This is a genomic window from Nocardia vaccinii NBRC 15922 (assembly GCF_001613305.1).
Taxonomy (GTDB): Bacteria; Actinomycetota; Actinomycetes; order Mycobacteriales; family Mycobacteriaceae; genus Nocardia; species Nocardia vaccinii.
Map to the genome: position 1 here is coordinate 62,328 of NZ_BDCC01000065.1, position 22,010 is coordinate 84,337.

The window sequence follows — 22,010 nt, forward strand, 5'->3', positions numbered from 1 at the left end:
GTCACAGCAAAACGCCGGATATTTCCCTCGCCACGCTCGGTTTTTCGCCTGTCTCGGCGTTACCATGAGCGGGTGCGGTGATGACGGCACGCACTTGCGCATGTACCGATGCGGTGTGTGCCAGTGATCGAAGAACAGCGGAGAAAGCCTCATGACGGCAGAACAGGCCCGGATCGACCTCGTCACCACTCCCCTGGAGCAGCGCGGTCCCACAGCATTGCGGATCATGGTCGGCGGCCAGCTCCGCAAACTACGTGAGGCCCGCGGGATCACTCCGCAGGTCGCCGGTGAGCACATCCGCGGTTCGCACGCCAAAATCAGCCGACTCGAACTCGGCCGCACGGGATACAAGATCCGCGACGTCAACGATCTGCTGACGCTCTACGGCGTCACCGATTCGGCCCAGCGCGAATCCTTCCTCAGCCTGGTCGCGATGGCCAACGAGCAGGGTTGGTGGCACGGTTACAGCGACCTGCTGCCGTCCTGGTTCGAGAACTATCTCGGCCTCGAGGGCGATGCGAAATCGATCAGAACCTATGAGGGACAACTGGTCCCGGGTCTGCTGCAGACCGATGCCTACGCCCGCGCGGTCGTCTCGCTGGCACACGGCGAGCGAGAGGTCGATCGGCGCGTGGAACTCCGGCGCCGCCGTCAGCAGATCCTGGATCTGGCCAACGGCCCGACGCTGTGGGCGGTCCTGGACGAATCGGTGCTGCACCGCCCGGTCGGTGGTCGCGAGGTCCTGCGCGAGCAGCTGATCTACCTCGAGCAGATGTCGCACCGCAGCAACGTCACCATTCAGGTCCTGCCCTACCGCGCCGGCGGTCACGCCGCGGTCGGCGGCTCGTTCACCATCCTGCGCTTCAACGAGCAGGAGATCCCGGACGTCGTCTACCTCGAGCAGATGGCCAGCGCCCTCTACCTCGACCGCCCCGACGACCTCGAGCTCTACCGCGAGGTCATGGACCGCCTCAGCATCCAGGCCGACCCGCCCGGCCACTCCCAGGAACTCCTGCGCGCCGCCGCGGCGGACCTGGACTGAAGCGGCGACGGGCCCGGGTGAGGCGAATATCACTGTGTGGCACACGATCACGGTGACTCCGGGTCAGTGCGCCGCGAGCGCCGCGTCGGTGGCGGGTTCATACACGTCCGGCGAGAGCTGCTCGGTGTAGAGCGCCTCGATCTCGTCGGCGTACTTCTCGGTGACGACTCGGCGTTTGAGTTTCATCGTGAGGGTCATCTCCTCGCCACCCGGCTCCCAGAAGACGGGCATGATGCGAAAGCGTTTGATCTGTTCCACGCGGGACAGACGGGCGTTGCCCGCGCCGACAGCGGTACGGATCGTGTGGATGATCGACGGATCCGCGGCGAGGGCGGCGGCGGAGGCATCGGCGAGATCATGGTGGCGCGCATAGGCTTCGGCCGCCTCGGCGTCCAAGGCGATGAGAGCGGTGTTGTAGGCGCGGCCCTCGCCGATGGCGGCGATCGCGCCGATCAGGTGCGCACCGGCCTTGACGGCGTTCTCGATGACGGCCGGTGACATGTTCTTCCCCGCCGCGTTGATGATCAATTCCTTCTTGCGGTCCACGACGGTGAGATAGCCGTCCGGATCGATGCGGACGATATCGCCGGTGGACAGCCAGCCCTCGGGATCGATGGCCTCGGCGGTCTGCTGTTCGAGGCCGCGGTAGCCCCTCATCACCAGCGGGCCGCGCACCTGCAGTTCACCGTCTGCGGCTCGGCGCGCCTGCATCCCGGGCAGCAACCTGCCGACGGTGCCGAGCCGGGCATCGCGCGGATGGCTGACACTGCAGATGCACGACAGCTCCGACATACCCCAGATCTCGGTCACCGGAATGCCGAGCCCGGCGAAGAAGCCCAGCGTGCCGGGCGGAATCGGCGCGGCGCCGGACATCGCCCAGCGCACTCGGTCCAGCCCCAGCGCCGCACGCAGCCCGCGCAGCACCAACTCGTCCGCACGTGCCCATTCGGCCGCGACGTCATCGGGCACCGGCTCGCCGGCCAGCTGAAACGCACTGCGCCGCCGGGCAACCGACAACGCCCACTCCATCGCGGTGCGCCGCTGCTCGTCGGGCTCGCCCGCGACCCGGAGTTCGATCGCGGCCTTCAGTTTTTCCCATACCCGCGGCACGGCACCCCAGATGGTCGGATGCAGATCGGCCAGCGCCGGAGCGATCAGTTTCGGATCGGGCACACAGGTGACCTGGGTGCCCAGCACCTCCTGCACATACAGACCGGTGAGCCGGTCGGCGATATGCGCACTGGGCATGAACGAGGTGATGGTGTCGCCGAATTCGATGCCCAGCACGTCGGCGATTCCGTACACCTGGAACAGGATGTTGGCGTGGGTGGTCTCCACGCCCTTGGGGTTTCCGGTGGTGCCGGAGGTGTAGATCAGCGTCGCCACGTCCTCGGCGCGCACCGCCCGCCAGGCCGACTCGAATTCGAAATCCGCCGCACCCGAACCGATCAGCTCGTCGATCGACAACGTGCCCTCGACGTCCTCGTCCACACAGACGATGTGCTCGAGTCCGAACCCGGTGGCACGCAACCGATCCACGTACTGGGGTTCGCAGATCACCACGCGCGCACCGGCATTACCCAGCACATGCGCCAACTGCTCGGGCGGCAGCGTGTTGTACACCGAGAACGACGTCGCCCCCAGATGCTGTGCCGCGACCTCGAGCGGATAGAACTCGAGCCGATTGGACATCATCAACGCGACGGTGTCCCCCCGCCGCACCCCGATCCCCGCCAACCCGGCGGCCAGCACTTCGACCTGCCGAGCGTACTCACCCCACGTCAGGACCTGCCCGTCGCCGGGCGTCCGCAAGGCAACCGCCTCGGGCGTACGAGCAGCGGTGTACTGGAACGCCTCGGGAAGCGTATCGAAGCGAGAGGTACTCACACGAAAACCTTTCGGGGACAGACGACCGGGTTCACCGACCCGATTCCGCTGACAACGGCGCCGCGAAAGCGCATCGATACCGGTCCGGCGTCAGCGTCACCGCGAAATACCCTCATCCGCAACTCATTCGGATATCGGCTGCGATTTCCGCCGCTGCTCGATCTCGTGGATGAGTTGGTGGACAGTGGAATCGGCGGCGAGTTTGGCGTCCAGCATGACGTTGATCGCGCCGCGGAACAGGGCGTAGGGCTCCCAACTGGCCGGGGCCACGGTGCGGGCGGCGCGATCGGCGATGCCGTCGGCGATGGTGCGGGCGGCATGGGTGGCGGTGATGCGGATGTTCAGCGGCCACGGCAGCAGGCCGTCGATGCGGCGGCCCAGCTCGTCGGCGTCGAGCATGTCGTGGGTCATGGCCGTCTCGACGATGCCGAAGTACGCGACGCCGGCGCTCGCTCCCGAGGCGGACAGCTCCACCCGCAACGCCCGTCCCATCTGCTCGACCGCGGCCTTGCTGATCATGTACGGGGAACCGCCCATCCCGGGTGCGAAGGCAGCGCAGGAGGACACCACCACGACATGCCCCCGCGAACGCACGATGTGGTCCAGCGCGGGATGCACGGTGTTGAACGCGCCGGTGAGATTGATACTCATCACCCGGTCGAAATCCCGCGGATCCATCGCGCGCACGGTCGAGGGCACCGGCGTCACACCGGCATTCGCCACGACCACGTCGAGGCGGCCGTACTGTCCGATCACCTGCTCGACGGCAGCGGCCATCTGCGCGCGATCCGCGACGTCGGCGCCGATCGACAGTGCGCGCGTACGCAATTCACGCGCGGCCCGCAACGCCGCCTCGGCGTCGATGTCGACCACCACGACGATCGCGCCGCGCGCGTGCAGGATCCGCGCGAGTTCCAGGCCGATGCCCTGGCCCGCACCGGTGACCAGCGCGACCTTGCCCGCCACGTCGTAACCGGCCGAGCCGAGCCCCAGGGTACGCAGCAGTCTCATCAGGCCACCTCATAGGCGTCGGCGTCGAATTTACTCGTGCGACGCCGGTATTCGAAGCTCCAGCTCGGATACAGGCCCGCGTTCTCCCCGTCGGGGGTGGTGTAGTAGCCCTGGCATCCGCCGGTGAGCCAGACCGTGGCCGCACTGCGTTCACGCATCTCCGCCACGAACGCGTCCTGCACTTCCGCCCGCACCTCCACCCGCGACGCCCCGCGCTCGCGCACGGTCGACAGCGCGTCCACGATGTAGGCGATCTGCGATTCGATCATGAAGATCGCCGACTGATTACCCGCCGCGCCGAAGGGCCCGAGGGTGCAGAAGAAGTTGGGGAATCCGGCGACGCTCGTGCCCAGATAGGTCTGCGGGCGTTTGTGATACAGATCCGCGATGGATACGTTCTCGCGCCCGACGATCCGTCCGAACGCGGTCGGGATCGAGGTGAATCCGGTGCCGAAGATGATGGTGTCCACCGGGATCTCCTCCCCGGCGCGAGTCACGATGGATCGCGCCCGCACCTCGGCGATGCCGTCGGTGACCACCTCGACGTTGTCGCGGTCCAGCGCGGGCAGGTACGCATCGGAGAAGATCGCCCGCTTACAGCCGATGACGTAGTCCGGGGTGACCTTGCGCCGCAGCACGATATCGCGAATCTGCCGCCGCAGCTGATACCGGCCCATCAGTTCGAACGGATGCCGGAATCGGTTGTCCACGAAGCCGACCAGACCGAAGCTCTCGATCAGGGTGTACCAGGTGCCGCGAACCGTCTTCTGCGCCAGCGGAAAACGACGCAGCAGAAATCGTTCGAAACCGAGGGTGGCGCGATCCATACGCGGCACGATCCAGGGCGCGGAGCGCTGGAATACCGTCAGCTCGGCCACTTTCGGCGCGATCTCGGGCACGAACTGCACCGCGGAGGCTCCGGTCCCGATCACCGCGACGCGCTCACCCGACAGATCGTGCTCGTGATCCCAGTGCAGCGAATGGAAGGTCTTGCCCTCGAAGCTGTCCAGTCCGGGCACCGACGGGAACTTCGCCTCGGCGAAAATCCCCGCGGCGGAGATGAAATAGTCGGCGGTGAGGTCGCCGCGCGAGGTCTCGATGCGCCACAGCGACGCCTGCTCGTCCCAGCGCGCGCCGAGCATCTCGGTGCCGAGCCGGATGTGCCGGACCACATCGTGTTCGGTGGCCACCGAACGGATGTAGTCGAGGATCTCGCGCTGCTGACCGTAGGTGCGCGACCAGTTCGGATTGGGAGCGAACGAGTAGCTGTACAGCTGCGAGGGCACATCGCAGGCGCAGCCTGGATAGGTGTTGGCCTGCCAGGTGCCGCCCAGATCGTCGGCGCGCTCGAGCAGGATCAGATCCTCGAATCCGGCTTGGCGCAACTTGATCGCCAGGCCGATCCCGCCGAAACCCGCGCCGAGAATGACGATCCGGTGATGTTCGGTGCTCATCGCCGCGCCTCCTGCCGTGTCTTGCCGGTGATGCCGTGCGCGATGGTCCGCGTGACGATGTTGTTCACCGGACTCGCCACACTCAGCAGCGGTTGCAGCAGCGGATTGCCTTCGAGGGCGAACGTCCAGGTCAATTGCGTTCCGCCGGGTGCGGGCCGCAGAACCAGATCCTCGGCGAAGCGCTTCAGTCCGGGAATCGAGGCGGCGTCGACGGTGAACGTCATGCGCTCGCCCTCCTCCCAGCGATAGAACCGCTCCTCGAGCCGCACGACGCCGCCGAGGGTGACCAGCCGGGTGGTACCGACGCCGAACGGCCGCGGCGAAATCCACTTCGAGGCGGTGATCACCGCCGACCAGGACACCAGCGCGTCGTCGGCGGTCAACATATCCCAGACGTCCTGTGGACCGGCGGCGATGTCGACGGTGTGCACGTAGCGCCGGGCAGCGGTCGCCAGGAACGTATCGTCCGAGGCTGCCAGCTTGAATCGTGGAGTCATTGTGGCCGTGAGCCTTTCGGATCTAAATATCCAGTACGAGGGGGCCGTCGCAGCGGGAGACGCACACCAGCATGTGGTCCGCGCGGTCGGCGTCGGAGAGCAGGCGGTCGCGGTGATCGACCTCGCCGGAGAGCACCCCGGACTTGCAGGTGCCGCAGAAACCCTGGCGGCAGGAGTAGGGCGCATCGGGCTTCACCCGCTGGATCGCCGCGAGCGTCGTCTCCTGTGCGCCCACTCGGACGGTCCGGCCCGAACGAGCCAGGGTCACATCGAATTCGCGACCGTCGAGCACGGGCAGCGGCGAAAAGCGCTCGGTGTGCAGCGATCCCGAGGGATTCAGCTCGAACAGCTTGCGCTGCGCCGCGTCCAGTACCGGCGGCGGACCGCACACATACACCGCCGCGCCGGGTGCGGCCTCGGCGAGGATGGCGGCGATATCGGGAATGCCGTGCTCGTCGTCGGTGCGGACCTCCGCGCCCTCGGGCAGCTCGCCCAGGAACGGCATACTCGCGCGGGACCGGCCCAGATACACCAGCCGCCCGCGCGATCCGGCCGCATGCGCCATCGGCAGGATGGGCGTGATGCCGATACCCGCGGCCACGAACAGGTAGGACGGCGCGGTCTCGACGAAGGTGAACGCGTTGCGCGGGCCGCGCAGCCGCAGCCGCTCCCCTGGTTGAACGGTATGCATCTCCCGCGATCCGCCCTCGCCATCGGCGATGCGCCGCACCGCGATTCGATAACGGAACCGATCGCGCGGATTACCGCACAGCGAATACTGCCGCTGCCGCCCCGACGGCAGGAAGACGTCCACATGCGACCCGGGCCGCCACGAGGGCAGCGGTGCGCCGCCGGGCCGGATCAACGTCAGGCTCACCACGTCATCGGCCTCGTCGCGAACCGATTCGACCAGGACGTCCAGATCGAAACCGCTGCGCCGCACCGGATTCGGCCGGGACGCCGCCGGTGCGGTGACGACCTTCTTGTACACGTCCATCACCACGCCCAGCGCCCGCAGGCCCACCATGGACATATCCACACCCTTGCGTGGGCGTTCTGCTGTCAGCGTCGATCCGGTCGCGGTCCGCTGATCCGGCGTGCGGGGCGCCTCGGCCGCCGCTTCGGGCCCGCTCATCCGCGAGCCGCCGGGGAGTGCGCCAGATAACGCAGCGCACTGTCCATCGAGCCCAGCTGGGAGGGGTGGAAATCGCGGCTCAGATACCGCGGCATCTCGGTGAAGAACGTGGTGAAGCTCGGAATCACGCCTCGCCTGGTGGCACTCGCGAATTGCCGGAGCCAGTTCCGGCCCTTGGCCGGGCTCGGATCCTTGCGATACAGGTACGCCGTCGACAGGATGAACAGCGGCAGCAGTAGTCCGCTGGCCAGCAGGCCGGTGCGGAACCGACGCGCATATCCGCCGTCGACGTGCATAAAGGCGTCGAATACCACGCTACGATGCTCGACCTCCTCCGCGCCGTGCCAGCGCACCAGATCCAGCATCGTCGGATGCATGCCCAGATCCTCGAGCACCTGGGACTCGAGCAGCCATTCGCCGATGACGGCGGTGAAATGCTCCATCCCCGCGAACAGGCCGAGACGTTCGCGCAGCCACTGCTCCTTGGCCCGGCCGCTCAGCCCGTGATCGCCCAGGACCCGGTCGAGCAGCCAGGCGACCTTCGACACATAGGACTCCACGTCCAGACCGATGGCCTGCAGATGATTGCGGGCGCGCTCGTGACTGCTGGCGTGCATCGACTCCTGGCCGATGAATCCGGTCACCTCTTCGCGTAGGCGCTCGTCCTCGATGTACGGCAGCGCCTCGCCGAGGCACGCGGCCATCGCCCGCTCGCCCTCCGGCAGAACCAGATGCATCACATTCGTGACATGGGTTGCCAGAACTTCTCCGGGGATGTAGTGCATCGGTACGGACGAGAAGTCGAAGTGGACGTCCCGCGCGTGGATCGCGTGCGCTTCTTCCCGGTAGGGGTGCGGCATAGCACCGTCATCAGCCATGCCCCGACCGTACAAGACCACAAATCGTATTGCAATGTTGCAGCCACAAATTGAGGAAGATTGTTGCAATCGGCGCCGGAGCTGCTAGCGTCGATATATGCCCACCGCCTCCCGGACCTCGAAAGAAGCGCCGAAGACCGAGTCCATCGAGGGGCGCATTCTCGACGCCGCCCTGATCCAGTTCCAGCGTCTCGGCGTGAAGAAGACGACCATCGAAGACGTCGCTCGCCAAGCCGAGGTCGATCGGGTCACGGTGTATCGGCGTATCGGCTCCCGGGAGGATCTGGTGCGTTCGGTGACCGCGCGGGAGGTGCAGGCCGTCCTGACCGAACTGCGCGATCTGCCCGCACAGCACGACACCATCGCATCCGTGGTCGCCGCGATCTTCGTCACGGTCGTCACGCGCTGGCGCACCCATCCACTGGTCGAGCGCATGATCGCACTCGAACCCGATCGGCTGCTACCCCAACTCACCACCGATGGGGCGTCCTTCTTCACCATGGCTTCCACGGCCAGCACCGCCATCCTGCGCCAGGCCCTGCGCGATCGCGGCCTGCCCGAGCCCCCCGATCTGAGCACCCGCGTCGAAATCTCCTGCCGCATAGTGCATTCCCTCATCCTCCAACCCGTCGGCACGGTCACCCTGGACACCACGGACGACCTGGAGGCGTTCGCCCACGAGTACCTCGTCCCCATCGTCGTCGGCTGAGCCCGAACTCGCTCCGCCGCAGCGGAAATCGGCCCGACCGAGAGTGCCGTCACCCCTGGCCGGGCCGCCACGAGAACGGCCGCCACAGCTGTCGTGCTCGCAGCGGCCGAACTCCGCACCGCCGCAAGGAATCGCGCTCACCCACGACCATTGCGCCCATGACCGACGACCGCGACAGCGGACCGCGTCGGCAAGGCGCGGGCCCAACGATCCGGCTCACGTCGAAGCCACCGACCGAATCGCCGCCGCGACCGCCGCAACGGCCATCAACCGCACGGTGTCGACGTGGGCCTCGACCGAACCTGTTGCCGCGGCGATGAATCCGTCGCCGTCGTAGCGGGTGTGGGGTGGGGTGAGGGCGCGAGCCAGGCCGTCGTGTGCGCCCTGGGCGGCGATCAGACAGCTGGTCTTGTCCAAGCGGGCGTTGGTGAGGACCGCGCCGATCGTGGTGTGGGTGCGGGAGGTGTCGAATTCGAACGGCTCGCCCATGATCGCGACGGCGTCGAGAGGTATCTCCGCGTGGCCGTCGTCGATATCGCCGAAGGCGTTGACGGCACACAGCGCACCGACCACCAGCGGCCCCAATGTCCGCTCGGCATAACCGATTCCGCCCGGACGTCGCTGTTCACCGCGCCACTGCGAGGTGTACGCACCGGTCCCCGCCCCGACGCGGCCGTGCAGGATCTGCTCCCCCGCGGCGGCCCGCGCGGCGGCGTAACCGTGCTCGGGCGTGGGCCGGGCGGACGGATCGCCCGCGGCAAGATCGAACAGCGCCATGGTCGGCACCAGGGGCACCGGCCCGACCGGGGTGGGCACGCCGCGCCCCCGTTCCTCCAGGTAGCGCAGCACCCCGTCGGCGGCGGCCAGGCCGAAGGCCGACCCGCCGGTCAGCACGATCGCATCGATCGTGACCGCGGCCTTGTCCACCGCGAGCGCGTCGAGCTCCCGGCTGGCCGGAGCGCCGCCGCGCACCTCGCACGAGGCGGTGGTGTGCTCCGGCAACGTCAGCACGGTACAGCCGGTCTGTGCGGCCGGATCGGACCAGTGCCCGATCCGGATCCCCGGAATTCCGATCGTCATACGCACCCTCCGTCACTCGCGTCGTCCCCGCGATCATCGCACTACCGCGAACGCGTGACGCTTACCGAGATCGCGTCGTGAGGTCGTAGACGGTCGTGCCGTCGACCGACATGACGCCTGTAAGAAGGCTGTGAGCCTCCGCCGCACCCGGAGCGTGCCGAAAACCATGGACGCCCACCGGATGAAAAAATTCCGAGGTTCCTTTTCCGGCGGGCGCCCGAAATAGACTGTAGCCGCCTGATTTTCCGGCGCCGGAGTTGTTTCCTTCAATAATCGTACGGCCTGAGAGATCAGGGCATCACAACCCGGCCGAGCGCGAACACCGAGGCATTGTTCCGTAACGAACGCGCCGGTCTCGCGTTATGTCGGGAGTCCTCGGATTCCTGCGGATCCTCCGAATCCGGCTGCCACGCCGGCGTATTCCGCGCCGCGAGCGCACGCGAAATCTGTGCGCCCGTGGTGCGCAATAACGGCACCATCGCCCGCGCGGCATCGGTATTGGGCACGAACGTCTCGATGAACATCGCCTCCGAGCCCTGCCGCACGCTCAGATGCACGTTCTGCCCGATCCGCGCGCTGAGTTCGGTCATGAACGGCACCGCGGTCCGCACCAGATCCCGGGTGGGCGCGGCCCGGGAGACCAGCTCCCACATCCGCAGCCCGATCCACACCCGCCGGTCGGCATCACGCTGCAGCCAGCCCCGCTCGACCAGTTCGGACACCATCCTCGAAACCGTCGGTAACGATAGGCCGGTCCGCTTCGATAATTCGGAGACGGTGATGACCGGACTGTCGTCCTCGAACGCCTCGAGCAGGCGAGCCAATCGAGAAAAGACCGACTCACCGTTGGAATATCTGGCCATCTACGACTTACCTTCCGGTATATCCGGGACACGCAGCAGCGATCCGCTGCGTTGCGGACACGACGGGTCTCGACTTTGTCGCACCGGCCTGGCTGTCCCCTGCTCGAATGCTTAGAATTCTCTGTGCGTCGGCGTGCGTTGCAACCAAGGAAAGCTATGGTCCGCCGCATTTCATACAAAGAAACCTCCACCGTGATCGAAAACACGACCCGGTGGAGGTTTCGAATTTTGTCCGAATTATCCGATGCTGAAGGGCTTGCCCCAGACCGTCACGTATCCGATCGACGATGCGGTGTACACCTTCGCCTGCGCGAACGAGCGCGCTTGGGCGTACCCGCCGCAACCATCCACGGCGAAGGTCTCGTCGTGCCAGGTCAGGCTCTGGTGCGGACCTTTCACCGACTGGTACGGATTGTGCGTATCGGTGCCGAAGTCGTCCGGCACCTCCACATCCAGCAGATTCAGCACCTTGGCCTGCCCCGCCGCGAGCGTCAGGGTGGTCGAGGCCCCGCCGGTCGCCGAGACGGTCGCCGGGTTCGTGCTCAGGTCCGCGGTGCCGCTGGCATCCACCCCGGACTCGATGCCGCCGCTCAGATCGACCTGGCAGCCGACGATGTATCCGACGACCAGTCTGGTCGAGGTCTGCGGACTCTTCGCCGATCCGCCGGTCAGATTCACCTCGGCATGACCGCTGGTCCACGCGTTGCGGCTCAGCGGAGTCGCGTTCAGCGACGGATTGATATTCGCCGATTCCCCGGTGATGTCGACATCGACGACAGTCCCGTCACCCATGGTCTGGGTGATGTGCCCGCCCGGCAGCGGGACGAAGGTGTCGGCGTCGGCCGCACCGACGGAGAAGTATCCGAACGCGGCGGTGGCCGCGAGTCCGATACCCGCCATTCGGGCCAATAGGCCCATGCGAACAGTATTCATGTGAGTATTCCTCGATTCGAATTCGCCGGAGCGAAATGCTGTGGGCTACAGGCGAAATCAGCCGAGGCTGAACGGCTGGCCGTAGAGGGTCGTCTTGGCGTAATCGGGCCCGACGATTTCCACCGTCACCACCTGGCGCGCCTGGGCATAGCCCCCGCATCCCTGAATCTCGACCTGTTGATCCTGCAGATCGAAGTGATACCGGCCCGACTGGGTCATATCCCGCTCGTCGAAATTCACCCACTTCACCTGTCCGGGCGCGAGCGGCACCGACAGCGACCCGGACAGGGTCGGTGCCGTGCTGATCGATCCCGACAGCGCCGCCGAGAAACTACCCAGCGACACCTGGCAGCCCACGAGATACCCGACGGCCATCGTCGAGGCACCGTGCGTCGAGGAATTGTTCGTCCCGGGATCGTTGTTCGGCCCGTTCCACGGTCCGACCGTGCCGGGCGGAGTCGTCACATTCGCGGTGATGTGCGAGCTCAGCCAGGCGACCCGGCCCGCCCCGTTGGCCGCCAGCGACGGCGAGATATTCACACTGTTTCCGATACTGTCGATGGAAACACCCGGGTCCACGATATGTCCGTCCGGCAACGGCACAAACGTGTCTGCGTTCGCGGCCCCCGTGGATAGGAAGCCGATCGCGGCGCTGACCGCCGCGGCTGTGCCGGCGGCCCGGAAAACCCGGGCGCCGACACCACAATATTCCCTCATCTGTCGTCCCTCACTACCTTCATCGGTATGCCGCGCGCAGGCGCGGCAATCGTGTGGCACGTGGACGGTTACGCCTTCGAATTCGCAATCCGCCGAACACGCACCGCCCCGAACGGTAGCTCGAGTCACTATTTACATGAGTCGAACTTTCTTTCATTGCAGAAAGTATCATCGAAATTCGTACACGGCCGTTTCCATCAATGAAATCCTTCCTTCAATGAAATCGCGGTGGCGAGGCCGGTGAATTCGAGGCGATGCTGGTAGCCGCCCGTACGGAGGGCGGGGCAAGCACTCGTCGAGAACGCACCCGGTACCGCAGCCGGACCTCGCGACCTGCCGCCGTAAGACCACCGGGCCTGCGCGCGTGCCCGCCGAAATGTATGTCCCCTCATCATGTTTCGGCGGGCACGCGGTTTCCTCCCCCTTCTCACACCGGCGAAAGCAGGCTGCCGTGCGACGCGTCCTTCCCATCCCGATCGCGACCGGGCTCGGCCTCTTGTGCGGCGCCGGCCTCCTCGGCTCCGGAATCGCCCCTGCCGCAACGCCTTCCGCGGCCTGCCTGTGGGCGGGATCACCACATGCGCAGGGTTCGGCGATCATCTCCGGCGGCTGGGACTTCCGCTGCACCGACGACCACGGCACACCGACCTGGCAGCCGACCGGACGCACCAGCGCGCGCAGTACGGTGCCCACACCCGGCGCCGCCACCAATCCGACCGGACTGTTCAGCGTCGGCGCGCGCCAACCCGGCACCGCCTACGACGATTACTGCGTCGGCGATCAACTCGTTCCCGGCACCGACGACGTGTATCGGGCCTACTCCGGCGGCGACGGCAACCTCTATTGGCGCGCGGTCGCCCCGATCTCGCGGTGGTCCTTCGACCCCGGTGCGACGCGTCCGGCCCCGACGACGCGCACCTCGAGTCTGTGCCACGACGGCGATCTGACGTGACCAGTCGGTAGAAGATTCGCTTTTACCGCCCGCGGCGAGCAGACTTCATCGAATGGACCAGGAGAACGGGCCGAAACCCGAGTTGTTCAGTCACAGCACCGTCGCAGTGCACACCCCTACGAGCGCCACCGCCGAGGCCAAGGCGCAGCGCCCCATCTTCAGCAGCGCACCTGCCGCGCCGCCCACCCCGGCCGACCACGACCGCTGAGGTACGCCTAGGGGCTCACACGGCGTCGTTCACCGATTACGGTTGTCGGTGAGACCATCACCTCACTTCAGGAGAGCTGACTGCCGTGAACGCACTCGCCGACAAGGCCACGAAATTCCTCGCCCTGCACAAGCCCGGTGAACCGGCGATCCTGCCGACCGTCTGGGACGCCTGGTCGGCGAACCTCGTGCAGCAGGCCGGATTCGCGGCGCTGACCGTGGGCAGCCACCCGCTGGCCGATTCGCTGGGCAAGCAGGACAAGGAGGGGATGACCTTCGCCGAGTCGCTTGCCCGGGTCCGCGAAATCACCACCGCCGTAGACATTCCCGTCTCGCTGGACATCGAGGCCGGATACGGCCGCAAGCCCGCCGAACTCATCGAGGGCCTGGTCGAGACCGGCGTCGTCGGCCTCAACATCGAAGACACCGTGCACAGCGAAGGCGGCCGCCTGCGTGAGCCGCAGGAGCACGCCGATTTCGTCGCCGCCCTGCGTCAGGCCGCGGACTCCTCCGGCGTGCACGTGGTGATCAACGCCCGCACCGACCTGTTCCTGCGTCAGGACGGCGACGAATCCGATCGCACCGACCGCGCCATCGCCCGCCTGCGCCTGGCCGCCGACGCAGGCGCGGACGTCCTCTACCCGGTGGGCCGCCACGCCCCGGAAACGTTGCGCCGCTTGACCTCCGAACTCCCCCTGCCGGTCAACGCCATCTCCACCCCCGACCAGAACGACCGCGCCTATTTCGCCGAATTGGGCGTTGCCCGAGTGAGTTTCGGCCCGTTCCTGCAGGCCGCTCTGGCGACCGAGACGAACCGCCTGTTGCAGCGCTGGAGCTGATTCCGGTCATCTCCTGGGGTAGCCCGTCTGCCCGGGTGACGCCGTCGGCGGCCCGGGCGGGCGGACCGAAACCGCCGAATCAGCGTCCGCCGACCGCCGTCAACTGTCCGACGTCGATCGTGAGCGGGCACGGCGTACCGGTCCGGCACAACCCGTCACTTCTCCCCTTCGACATGACCGAGCTCATCGGCGAGCCGAAGGGGCAGCAGGCTGATCGGCGTCTCCGGATCGATGATCCGGTACGAGGCAATGCGCGCATCGGCATATTCGCTGCGCTCGGTGACATGGTCGGTGCGTCGCGAGCCCGGGTCCTGGGCTTGGCCCGCCCGACCGTATGAAGAATCCGAATCGACCACCGCGCCGAGGGTCTCGGTGTGCACATGGGCCGAACGGGGCGCGGGCGGCAGCGATGCGGTGACGCAGTGCGCGCCGCACTTGATATTTCGTGGGCAACGGTTCACACAGCATCGTGGTGCTTTCGGACACGTTCCATTTCTCTGGACATGCCGCCCCTTCGCATCTATTGATGTACGAATGGATTCCGTTCTACGCCAAGTTATAGCGAAGCAGAACAGCACGACCTACCATGTCGGCTGAGACACGAAAGATATCCACTGCGATCCTCCCCCGCGAATCATATTCCAGCACGGAGCATTCCGGAACGGACGCATCCAATACATTGTTTTCTGTAATTCAGTTTTCCGATGCGGCGCTTTCCGGAACGCGCCTTTCGGAAAGCTGCCGTACGGCAATGCATTGTGACGCACCGTATTCCAGAACTGCCGACTCCAGTACGGAATCCTCCGGCGAGGGCGGCACGTACGACACCAGATTGCGAGGCAATGCCATGACAGGATCAACGCTCGCGCGCCGATCGCTCGGCCGCCGGCTCCGAAAGCTCCGCGACGCAGCCAAACTCAGCCAGTCCGCCGCCGCCCGAGCCGTCGAGTTGTCCCCGCAGTCCATCGGCAGACTCGAGGACGGGCAGGCGACCCGGGTGTCCGGACTGCACATCAATGCATTGTGCAACCTGTACGGCGTCTCCGACGAGGAGCGCCGATTGCTGCTGGAGCTGGGCCAAGAGGCGCGTGAGGCAACCAAATCCGGCGGGAAATGGTGGCGAGCATACGCCGACCTGTCGCCCGATGGGTTCGACCATTACGTCTCGCTCGAGGAGGCCGCCAGCAAATTGACGTCGTTCCAGAACGCCATGGTTCCCGGCCTGCTGCAGACAGCCGACTACCGACGCGCCGGAGAATGGACCATACATCCACAGGATTCGAGCTCGGATGTCGAACGTCGTGTCGAAATGGCGATTCGGCGCCAAGAACGTCTGCAGGACAACGAGTTCGAAGTGAACATGTTCATGCTGGAGGCGGCCCTACATCATCCTGTGGGCGGTGCGGCGGTGATGGATCGGCAGATGCTCCATTTGGATCGGCTCAGCCACCTGCCGAATGTCTCGATCCGAATCATCCCGCGGGACCGGGGCAGCCATCTCGGACTTCACCTGGGCTCGTTCGTACTGCTGGAGTTCGAGAGGATTCCGGCAACCGGGTTGGCCGAACCGCCTGTGGTCTATGTGGAGGGTTTCACTGGAGACCTCTATCTGGAACGCGACACCGAGGTGAATCCGTATATGAATGCAATCAGGGAGCTGGGCCGCGTAGCCTTGGACGAGGATCGATCCCGGACCCTGATGGGTCAGATTGCAAGGGAGTACCGAGCGTGAATCACGAACTGTCCCAAGCTCACTGGTTCAAGTCGAGCCGAAGCAAAGAGACCACGGCTTGTGTTGAGATCGCCCACCTCACCGACGGCTCGGTAGGCGTCCGCGATTCCAAGAACCCGACCGGCCCGGCCCTCGTCTTCACCCCGGAAGAATGGGATGCATTCAATACGAGCATCCAGACCGGCGGCCCCGATCACGCCTGACCGAACGCGACCGTGGGGGATCGAGACGCCTCGATCCCCCACAGGTACTTCACAGGGAACGGGTGGCCCGGGGGAACCTACAAGGTCTCCAGCGGACCAGGGGTTACCGCCATTTGCGGGCCCGACGCTGGGGACTTCGCCGTCGCTCATGCGCGGCGAGGACCACTACCGGAACTCCAACGGAAAGTCCGTCGACCGCGTCATCCTCGTGCACGAGCGGGACACGTCGACCCGATACGTGCACATCCATCTGTTCACCACATGATGGCCGGTCGGTCGTAGGCGGCGATAAGAGGTGTCCAACACCACATCCCGAGCGGATATCTTCCCGAATATTCGTTCCGCGCGTAAATCCGTCGTCGGACAATCGATTCCGAGCCCCTCGACAACTGCGGAGCAAGCGGCACCAGCGATCCGTGTGCCGATATCCGCCGACTCGTCGATGAAGCGATCGAGTATCCGCTCGGCGCAGGAGTGAGAACGCATTATGGCGCTTACTCGCCCGGCGTTGTGGCAACGGCCGCAGCCGTTGTCACCGTACTGGAATCCCCGGTAAGGTTCGTCCGGAGTCGGGGGATCTATTGATCAGCCCCTCATTGCCATGACTTCGCCGATGAGGAGGGCAGCAGATGAGCCATATGCCGAATACCCTCGGGGTGATCACGCTGGTCGCGGCGGCCGGCCTGACGCTCGCAGGGTGCGGGAAGTCCACTTCGGGCTCACCGACTGCCGGCGCACAGACCACAGCCAGCGAATCGGTTGCAGCCACAAGCGTGTCGGCGGCATCCCAGTGGGATCCGTGCACGATCCCCGAGACGACAATTTCCGGTCTGGGGCTCGATACAACTACGAAGAGCAATCAGATCTCCGGGACCACAATCGATGGCTGGAAGGTCTGCGGATGGAAGTCCGCAGACAAGACCTACGGATTCGAGATCTTCACCTCCGGCCATTCACTGGACGAACTGAAACAGCGTACCGACTACACAGATTTCACTCCTATGGCTGTCGACAAGCGTCAGGCTCTGCAATACCGCGCCGCAGGCGGAAACCATGATCTCGACTGTTCGATCAGCGCGCAGATCCCCGGCGGCACAGTCGATTTCGAGGTCTTGGATAATTACGGAGTCAGCGGTACGAGTGATCCGTGCACTCATGTTCGCCACCTCGCTGACGGACTAGCCCAGTATCTCCCTGGCGCATGAGGGGGAACAGGTAATGGACGGTGCCGACCCCAACGCATGGCGTAATTTGCTTGGTCGAGCGAACTCCGGCGAGTTGTACCTGGACCCGGAGACGGGCAAAGGACTCGATAGAGTATGCGACGATCACATTCAGAAACTGAATTCCGTCTTGCAGTCCAGTCAGTTCGTCAGCCGCATAACCGGTTTCGGAGACTTCAACTCCAGCCAGGTACTGGAGAAGAAGTTTTCCGCACTCGCCTCGGGCGACGATCGCGCGCTCGATACCGTGATCAAGCAGCACATCGATGCCATCAATATCACGAAAGAAGTTGTCGCCAAGGCGATTGCAAACTATGTCGCACTCGACGAGGACCAGCGCGCCGAGATAGAGAAGCTGAAGCCGTAATGGGAATCATTCAGGATCTCCACGAGCTCTTCGGCGACAGTTATAACGAGTACAAGCGCAAGGTCATACAAGCCCAGGAGCAGTGGAACAGGGACCGGGATTGGATCTACAAGACCGAGCAGCAGGGCAACTACAGCTCCGAATTCACCGGTGACATCCAACCGCGGAAACTCACCTCACCGGATAATTTCGACAGCATGGATCTGGCCACCATGCAGAAGTCGGTGGACAAAATGAACCCCTCGACCGTGAACGAGGCCGCCACGGCGTGGGCGAATATCGGAATGACGCTCACCGGAACGTTCGCTCAGTTCCGAGAGGAGTTCGCCCGCACGATCAACGGCCAGGGCCGGCATTCCGGCTGGCGCGGAGCAGCCGCCAAGGCAGCGGTCGACGCGGTCGACAACTACTCCGCCGAATCCGAACACCTCGCCGAAGCCGCGACCCTGATCAGCCTCAAACTCTCCGAGATGAAGACGGGCCTCGAGGAGACCAGGAACCTCATGCCCGGCGTCACGGTGACGATAACACCGGCCGGGAAGACCCTCCCCACCGATGGCGTGATGAAGGTCAACGACCACAACAAGGACGAGGCCACGCAGGAGGCCCGGCGCATCCTCAACACAGTCTACGGACCGGTGGCCGGCCAGACCGACACCGGTGTCCCGTATCTGCCCGCGGCCCCACAGATCACCTCGGGTCCGACTCCGGCGGCATCCGGACCGTACAAGCCGTCGAGTCCGAACGCACGGCCGAACGACGCGACCGGCCCCGACCGATCCTCCGTTCCCGCCGCCTCTGGCCCGTCGGCCTCGGCCGCATCCGGACCCGGCAGCGACCACACTCGGGAGCAGTGCGGCGCATCCGGCCCGGCGCAGGCAGCGAGTCAACAGTCCTCCGGCACAAGCGGTTCCACGAATCCATCGGCCACCGGGTCGCAGTCGACCGCAACGGCGGGCTACGACCCGACCACGTCGCGATACGGCTCGGAAGCCGGCCCCGGAATCTCCGGATACTCCGGGAGCGGACTCCGATCCGCCGGTGTTCCGGCCTATTCCGATGCGAGGAACGCGGGCGGATCCACATTCTCCACGCCGAGCCGCGGCTTCCCGGGCACATCGGCAGCCATGCAGGCCGCCGCCCAGCGCGCCGCCTCGACCGGCCGTACCGGCATGCCGGGAATGGCGGGCCTGGGCTCGGCCGCACCGGGCAAGAAGACCGCGGATCCCGAAAAGTCCGGCGTACCGGACTATCTCGTCACGAGAGAGCACGGTGAGGAGCTCACCGGCTCGGACGAGCGTCCCGAGCACGTACCGCCCGTGACCGGTGGAGATTACGATGTCCCGAAGTATTAGATTCACCGGCCTGGAATTCGAAATCCTCTGGGCCGCATACGGTCGCGACCGGCTGCCGTATCCGCTGCAGTACCGCACCGACATCGAGGATTTCGACGATCTGAAGCGGGCGCGCGAGGCCGCGGTCGACTCGCTGCTCACCAAATACCATCCGGACCTCGACCGCGCCCTGGCCATTCTGGTCAATCCCGATGCGCGCGTGGAGGCCAAGGGTTTCGGCGGTCCCGACCACGACCGGGTCTACCGCTTCCACGGCGCGGTCCGCGACAACGGCGGCGCGGTGGTGGTCCAACTTCCCGGCGCCGCCCTCGACTCCGGCGGAGATGTGATCGTAAAGTATTGCACCGCAAACCAAATCGGAGAATACGCCGTCGAATCCCTGCCCAAACGCAAACCCGGAACCCTACCGCCGCTGGAAATCCACCGGGACGACCTCGAACGCGACCGCCTCGATCCGGTCCGTCACGGCCCCTCTCTCACCGACCGACTCGACCGCGTCTTCGACCGCCCCCGAACCGCCTACGGCGAAGTGATGATCTTCCCCGGCCCGGCCCTGGACGCGCGCCGCTCCCCCGGCCGCTCCTTCTGGTGGATGGACTACCCCGACGGCCGCTACCACGTGCGAACCAGCGACCCCATAACCGCCAAACCGATAACCCCCAAATCCCTTGCCGCAGAAGTGACCCGCCTGACCACCCTGACCGCCACCTACTACCGCGACGACCGCGAACACGAGGCCTACCTCCGCACCCGCCGCCCCTGACCCCACCGCCCATCTGCCGTTACACAATTTGTGTCACGCTGGAATGTGGATCCGTCACGATCCGGCGCGTTCCGCCGCAGGCTCGACGCTCATGAACTATCGGCCCTCGACCAAGGGCTGATGCTCGAATTCGGTCTGCTGGGCTGACCTCCAGCCGGATATCAACACTGCGCCGCTGGTAAAAGGTCCGGAAAGCACGCAACCCGCGCGAATGGCGCGGGTTGCGGGCTATCAGCTCCTAGATGGCGCGGACGCTCTGGGCCTGCGGGCCCTTCTGGCCCTGGCCGATCTCGAACTCCACACGCTGCCCCTCTTCGAGGGACTTGAAGCCGGAGCCGGAAATCTCGGAGTAGTGAACGAAAACGTCGGGACCGCCACCGTCTTGCGCGATGAACCCGAAGCCCTTTTCGCCGTTAAACCACTTCACACTGCCTTGCGACATACTTTGTTCTTACTTCCTGTTTGCGAGCCGGGCGATCACGTCAACAACCCGTCCTCGTCCCCCACAGCATGTCACACTCCCGCGCATGAGAAGGAACCGCCCGGTCAGCGGCGGGAGCAACGCGAGGTCGCCGAGCCGGCACGCCGCCGTGGCCGGACCCCGGCCGGCCGCTTCGGCTACTTCAATTCGGAGAGGTCGAGGCCGAGCATGGCCAGCAGATCCATGCATTCGGCGGCGTCGTGGGCGTAGACCGCGACAGTCTTCGCAGCCAGCGCGTTTCGCTCGAGGTGCGCGGCTTTCTCAGCGGCGCGGATGTCCGCGAATGCGACTGTCGGGTCGACGACATGAGCGTTTCGGGCCGAGGTCATGAAGGCTCCTTGCGGGTAGCCTCGACCGAAACGCCTGATGCCTGCGATCGAGGACCGTTACTCGACCACGACCCGCTACATCCTGTGCGCCGGCCGACGGTCGTGTTCGGTTGTTCCCGACGTTACCCGTTCGGTCGCCCCGCCAACCCTGATATCCCAGATCGATCCATCGCACCGACTTCGAGCCGGCTCGCTGGACGGCAACGATCGTCGTCGAGCCGGACAGCCGGAATCGCGTGCAACCCGAAATCACCGCACCGGCCCGATCTGTCACCTCGGCTTCGCAGCCTCAGCGGTGCGACCGCCACACGCCGAAGTGCCCCGGCGCCTGTGGCGCCGGGGCACTGAAAAAGGGGGGATTACTTCGTCTTCCGACATACAACCGAAACGTCGGCGATCACCCGGACCACATATCTTCGCGGGTGACCCGACGGGCAATACCTCCTCTCTCGCAGAGTTACTTCTTCTTCTTTCCGTGCAACTTCATCGTGCTTCCCAGCGGACGGCGGGACCGTCGTACGTGCCGACCCCGCGCTCGCCGTCCTGCTATCACGGGCAGTTCATCACCTCCCGTGCCGATTGGACCCTTACTTCTCTCTCGACAAGAGAGAAACTACCGCAGGACGAACCTGATGTCTACTGTCGTCGCTAAAGAATTTCTGTGTCGCGGCTTACCGGCGTCAGGTCCCGGTCAGCGGCGCGGGTCCTGCGATTCGTGCTCGTCCAGGGCGTCTTGCAGGGTGGCATTCAGGGCCCGAGCCTCGGTGAGCTGATCTTCGAGGATCACGATCCGGCAGGCCCCTTCGAGGGAATTGCCGGCATCGATCAGTTCGCGCACGCGCGCGGCGATCCGCAGCTGGTAGCGCGAGTAGCGGCGATGCCCGCCCGCGGAGCGTTGCGGGGTCAACAGGCGCGCGGCGTCGAGGCTGCGCAGGAACGCCTGGGTAACGCCGAGGATCTCCGCCGCGCGGCCCATGCTGTAGGCGGGGAAATTCTCGTCATCGAGCCTGTCCGTCCCCCCGGCGCCGCCGGGGAAAGTCATATCCGGTTGCTGCACAACACCTCTCGGGTTTGAAACGCCGGGAGGCCCCGGCGCGGGTGCGCCGGGGCCTGGAACCTACATATATGAAATGGTCAACTGTTCACCGGCCCTCGCGGGCCGACGGTGTACACCGCACCAGGATTTTTCCGGGTCGCGGGACAGGTTGGGGCCTACTCAGTGACCACCACCTCCAATATGCGCCGGGTCCTGCTTGCGAGAGCCCCTGTCGTGCCGCACTCCGCCCCCTCCGGCGGCGGTCCAGCCCGGGGGGTCGGCCGGATTCTCGTCTGCGCCGGAGGGAACGGGTGTAC

Annotated in this window: 25 protein-coding genes; 11 read left to right on the forward strand and 14 right to left on the reverse strand. The window is 65.6% G+C overall.

What is annotated here, in order from left to right; all coding sequences use genetic code 11:
- Positions 1–151: 151 nt before the first annotated feature.
- Positions 152–1,042, forward strand: coding sequence for a Sco1979 family transcriptional regulator (locus NV1_RS34035; protein ID WP_067901078.1), 891 nt, complete (start codon positions 152–154; stop codon positions 1,040–1,042).
- 63 nt (positions 1,043–1,105) lie between these two features.
- On the opposite strand, the gene fadD11 is transcribed toward NV1_RS34035, so the two are convergent.
- The 6 genes from fadD11 to NV1_RS34065 form a co-directional block, all read right to left on the reverse strand.
- Complete coding sequence (fadD11, locus tag NV1_RS34040) at positions 1,106–2,929, reverse strand: fatty acid--CoA ligase FadD11 (protein WP_067901081.1); 1,824 nt, start codon at positions 2,927–2,929, stop codon at positions 1,106–1,108.
- Positions 2,930–3,052: 123 nt separating this feature from the next.
- Positions 3,053–3,940, reverse strand: coding sequence for a short-chain dehydrogenase/reductase (locus NV1_RS34045; RefSeq protein WP_067901084.1), 888 nt, complete (start codon positions 3,938–3,940; stop codon positions 3,053–3,055).
- A complete protein-coding gene (locus NV1_RS34050) occupies positions 3,940–5,394 on the reverse strand; it encodes a flavin-containing monooxygenase (protein ID WP_067901087.1) in 1,455 nt (484 codons plus the stop codon). Before NV1_RS34050 ends, NV1_RS34045 begins: the two co-directional genes overlap by 1 nt.
- On the reverse strand, positions 5,391–5,891 hold the full coding sequence (locus NV1_RS34055) for an SRPBCC family protein (protein ID WP_067901090.1): 501 nt from the start codon (positions 5,889–5,891) through the stop codon (positions 5,391–5,393). The genes NV1_RS34050 and NV1_RS34055 overlap by 4 nt, the downstream gene beginning before the upstream one ends.
- 22 nt (positions 5,892–5,913) lie before the next feature.
- A complete protein-coding gene (locus NV1_RS34060; RefSeq protein WP_067901216.1) occupies positions 5,914–6,924 on the reverse strand; it encodes a PDR/VanB family oxidoreductase in 1,011 nt (336 codons plus the stop codon).
- Positions 6,925–7,022: 98 nt separating this feature from the next.
- Positions 7,023–7,904: a metal-dependent hydrolase gene (locus NV1_RS34065; RefSeq protein WP_067901092.1), complete on the reverse strand. Its 882-nt coding sequence runs from the start codon at positions 7,902–7,904 to the stop codon at positions 7,023–7,025.
- 97 nt (positions 7,905–8,001) lie between these two features.
- Between NV1_RS34065 and NV1_RS34070 the strand changes: the two genes are divergently transcribed.
- Complete coding sequence (locus NV1_RS34070; protein WP_067901095.1) at positions 8,002–8,613, forward strand: TetR/AcrR family transcriptional regulator; 612 nt, start codon at positions 8,002–8,004, stop codon at positions 8,611–8,613.
- 216 nt (positions 8,614–8,829) lie between these two features.
- On the opposite strand, the gene NV1_RS34075 is transcribed toward NV1_RS34070, so the two are convergent.
- The 4 genes from NV1_RS34075 to NV1_RS34090 all read right to left on the reverse strand — a co-directional run bounded on the left by NV1_RS34075 (position 8,830) and on the right by NV1_RS34090 (position 12,092).
- Entirely contained in the window at positions 8,830–9,693 is an 864-nt protein-coding gene (locus NV1_RS34075) for a P1 family peptidase (RefSeq protein WP_067901098.1), read from the reverse strand.
- A 290-nt stretch (positions 9,694–9,983) separates the two neighbouring features.
- Positions 9,984–10,556, reverse strand: coding sequence for an IclR family transcriptional regulator (locus tag NV1_RS42740; protein ID WP_084526179.1), 573 nt, complete (start codon positions 10,554–10,556; stop codon positions 9,984–9,986).
- Between the two features lie 237 nt (positions 10,557–10,793).
- Positions 10,794–11,489, reverse strand: a complete 696-nt coding sequence (locus tag NV1_RS34085) for an MspA family porin (RefSeq protein ID WP_067901101.1) — start codon at positions 11,487–11,489, stop codon at positions 10,794–10,796.
- Positions 11,490–11,546: 57 nt separating this feature from the next.
- The gene (locus NV1_RS34090; RefSeq protein ID WP_307630841.1) at positions 11,547–12,092 is read right to left on the reverse strand and encodes an MspA family porin; all 546 of its coding nucleotides are present in this window, start codon (positions 12,090–12,092) and stop codon (positions 11,547–11,549) included.
- A gap of 565 nt (positions 12,093–12,657) precedes the next feature.
- Here NV1_RS34090 and NV1_RS34095 point away from each other — a divergent pair.
- The 3 genes from NV1_RS34095 to NV1_RS34100 all read left to right on the forward strand — a co-directional run bounded on the left by NV1_RS34095 (position 12,658) and on the right by NV1_RS34100 (position 14,204).
- Complete coding sequence (locus tag NV1_RS34095; protein WP_067901107.1) at positions 12,658–13,158, forward strand: hypothetical protein; 501 nt, start codon at positions 12,658–12,660, stop codon at positions 13,156–13,158.
- Positions 13,159–13,210: 52 nt separating this feature from the next.
- A complete protein-coding gene (locus NV1_RS44085; protein WP_157117544.1) occupies positions 13,211–13,366 on the forward strand; it encodes a hypothetical protein in 156 nt (51 codons plus the stop codon).
- Positions 13,367–13,451: 85 nt separating this feature from the next.
- Entirely contained in the window at positions 13,452–14,204 is a 753-nt protein-coding gene (locus NV1_RS34100) for an isocitrate lyase/PEP mutase family protein (RefSeq protein ID WP_373864687.1), read from the forward strand.
- 155 nt (positions 14,205–14,359) lie between these two features.
- Here the strand turns inward: NV1_RS34100 and NV1_RS34105 are convergent, their stop codons facing one another.
- Complete coding sequence (locus tag NV1_RS34105; RefSeq protein ID WP_157117545.1) at positions 14,360–14,665, reverse strand: hypothetical protein; 306 nt, start codon at positions 14,663–14,665, stop codon at positions 14,360–14,362.
- Between the two features lie 386 nt (positions 14,666–15,051).
- On the opposite strand from NV1_RS34105, the gene NV1_RS34110 reads away from it, so the two are divergent.
- From NV1_RS34110 to NV1_RS34135, 6 genes are all read left to right on the forward strand, one after another.
- The gene (locus NV1_RS34110; protein WP_067901220.1) at positions 15,052–15,936 is read left to right on the forward strand and encodes a helix-turn-helix domain-containing protein; all 885 of its coding nucleotides are present in this window, start codon (positions 15,052–15,054) and stop codon (positions 15,934–15,936) included.
- Positions 15,933–16,139, forward strand: coding sequence for a DUF397 domain-containing protein (locus NV1_RS34115; RefSeq protein WP_067901114.1), 207 nt, complete (start codon positions 15,933–15,935; stop codon positions 16,137–16,139). Before NV1_RS34110 ends, NV1_RS34115 begins: the two co-directional genes overlap by 4 nt.
- Positions 16,140–16,795: 656 nt before the next feature.
- The gene (locus NV1_RS34120) at positions 16,796–17,344 is read left to right on the forward strand and encodes a DUF3558 domain-containing protein (protein WP_169813475.1); all 549 of its coding nucleotides are present in this window, start codon (positions 16,796–16,798) and stop codon (positions 17,342–17,344) included.
- Positions 17,345–17,357: 13 nt separating this feature from the next.
- Positions 17,358–17,729 carry a hypothetical protein gene (locus NV1_RS34125; protein ID WP_084526185.1) on the forward strand — a complete coding sequence of 124 codons (372 nt, stop codon included), beginning with the start codon at positions 17,358–17,360 and terminating at the stop codon, positions 17,727–17,729.
- Positions 17,729–19,084, forward strand: coding sequence for a hypothetical protein (locus NV1_RS34130; RefSeq protein ID WP_067901123.1), 1,356 nt, complete (start codon positions 17,729–17,731; stop codon positions 19,082–19,084). The genes NV1_RS34125 and NV1_RS34130 overlap by 1 nt, the downstream gene beginning before the upstream one ends.
- Positions 19,068–19,847 (forward strand): ESX secretion-associated protein EspG, encoded by a 780-nt coding sequence (locus NV1_RS34135; RefSeq protein WP_067901125.1) that lies wholly within the window; start codon positions 19,068–19,070, stop codon positions 19,845–19,847. The genes NV1_RS34130 and NV1_RS34135 overlap by 17 nt, the downstream gene beginning before the upstream one ends.
- A gap of 238 nt (positions 19,848–20,085) precedes the next feature.
- Here NV1_RS34135 and NV1_RS34140 read toward each other — a convergent pair whose 3' ends face one another.
- The 3 genes from NV1_RS34140 to NV1_RS34150 all read right to left on the reverse strand — a co-directional run bounded on the left by NV1_RS34140 (position 20,086) and on the right by NV1_RS34150 (position 21,699).
- The gene (locus tag NV1_RS34140; protein WP_067590617.1) at positions 20,086–20,289 is read right to left on the reverse strand and encodes a cold-shock protein; all 204 of its coding nucleotides are present in this window, start codon (positions 20,287–20,289) and stop codon (positions 20,086–20,088) included.
- A gap of 176 nt (positions 20,290–20,465) precedes the next feature.
- Positions 20,466–20,657, reverse strand: coding sequence for a hypothetical protein (locus tag NV1_RS34145; protein WP_067901128.1), 192 nt, complete (start codon positions 20,655–20,657; stop codon positions 20,466–20,468).
- Positions 20,658–21,348: 691 nt separating this feature from the next.
- Positions 21,349–21,699 (reverse strand): MerR family transcriptional regulator, encoded by a 351-nt coding sequence (locus tag NV1_RS34150; RefSeq protein WP_067901223.1) that lies wholly within the window; start codon positions 21,697–21,699, stop codon positions 21,349–21,351.
- Positions 21,700–22,010: the final 311 nt, after the last annotated feature.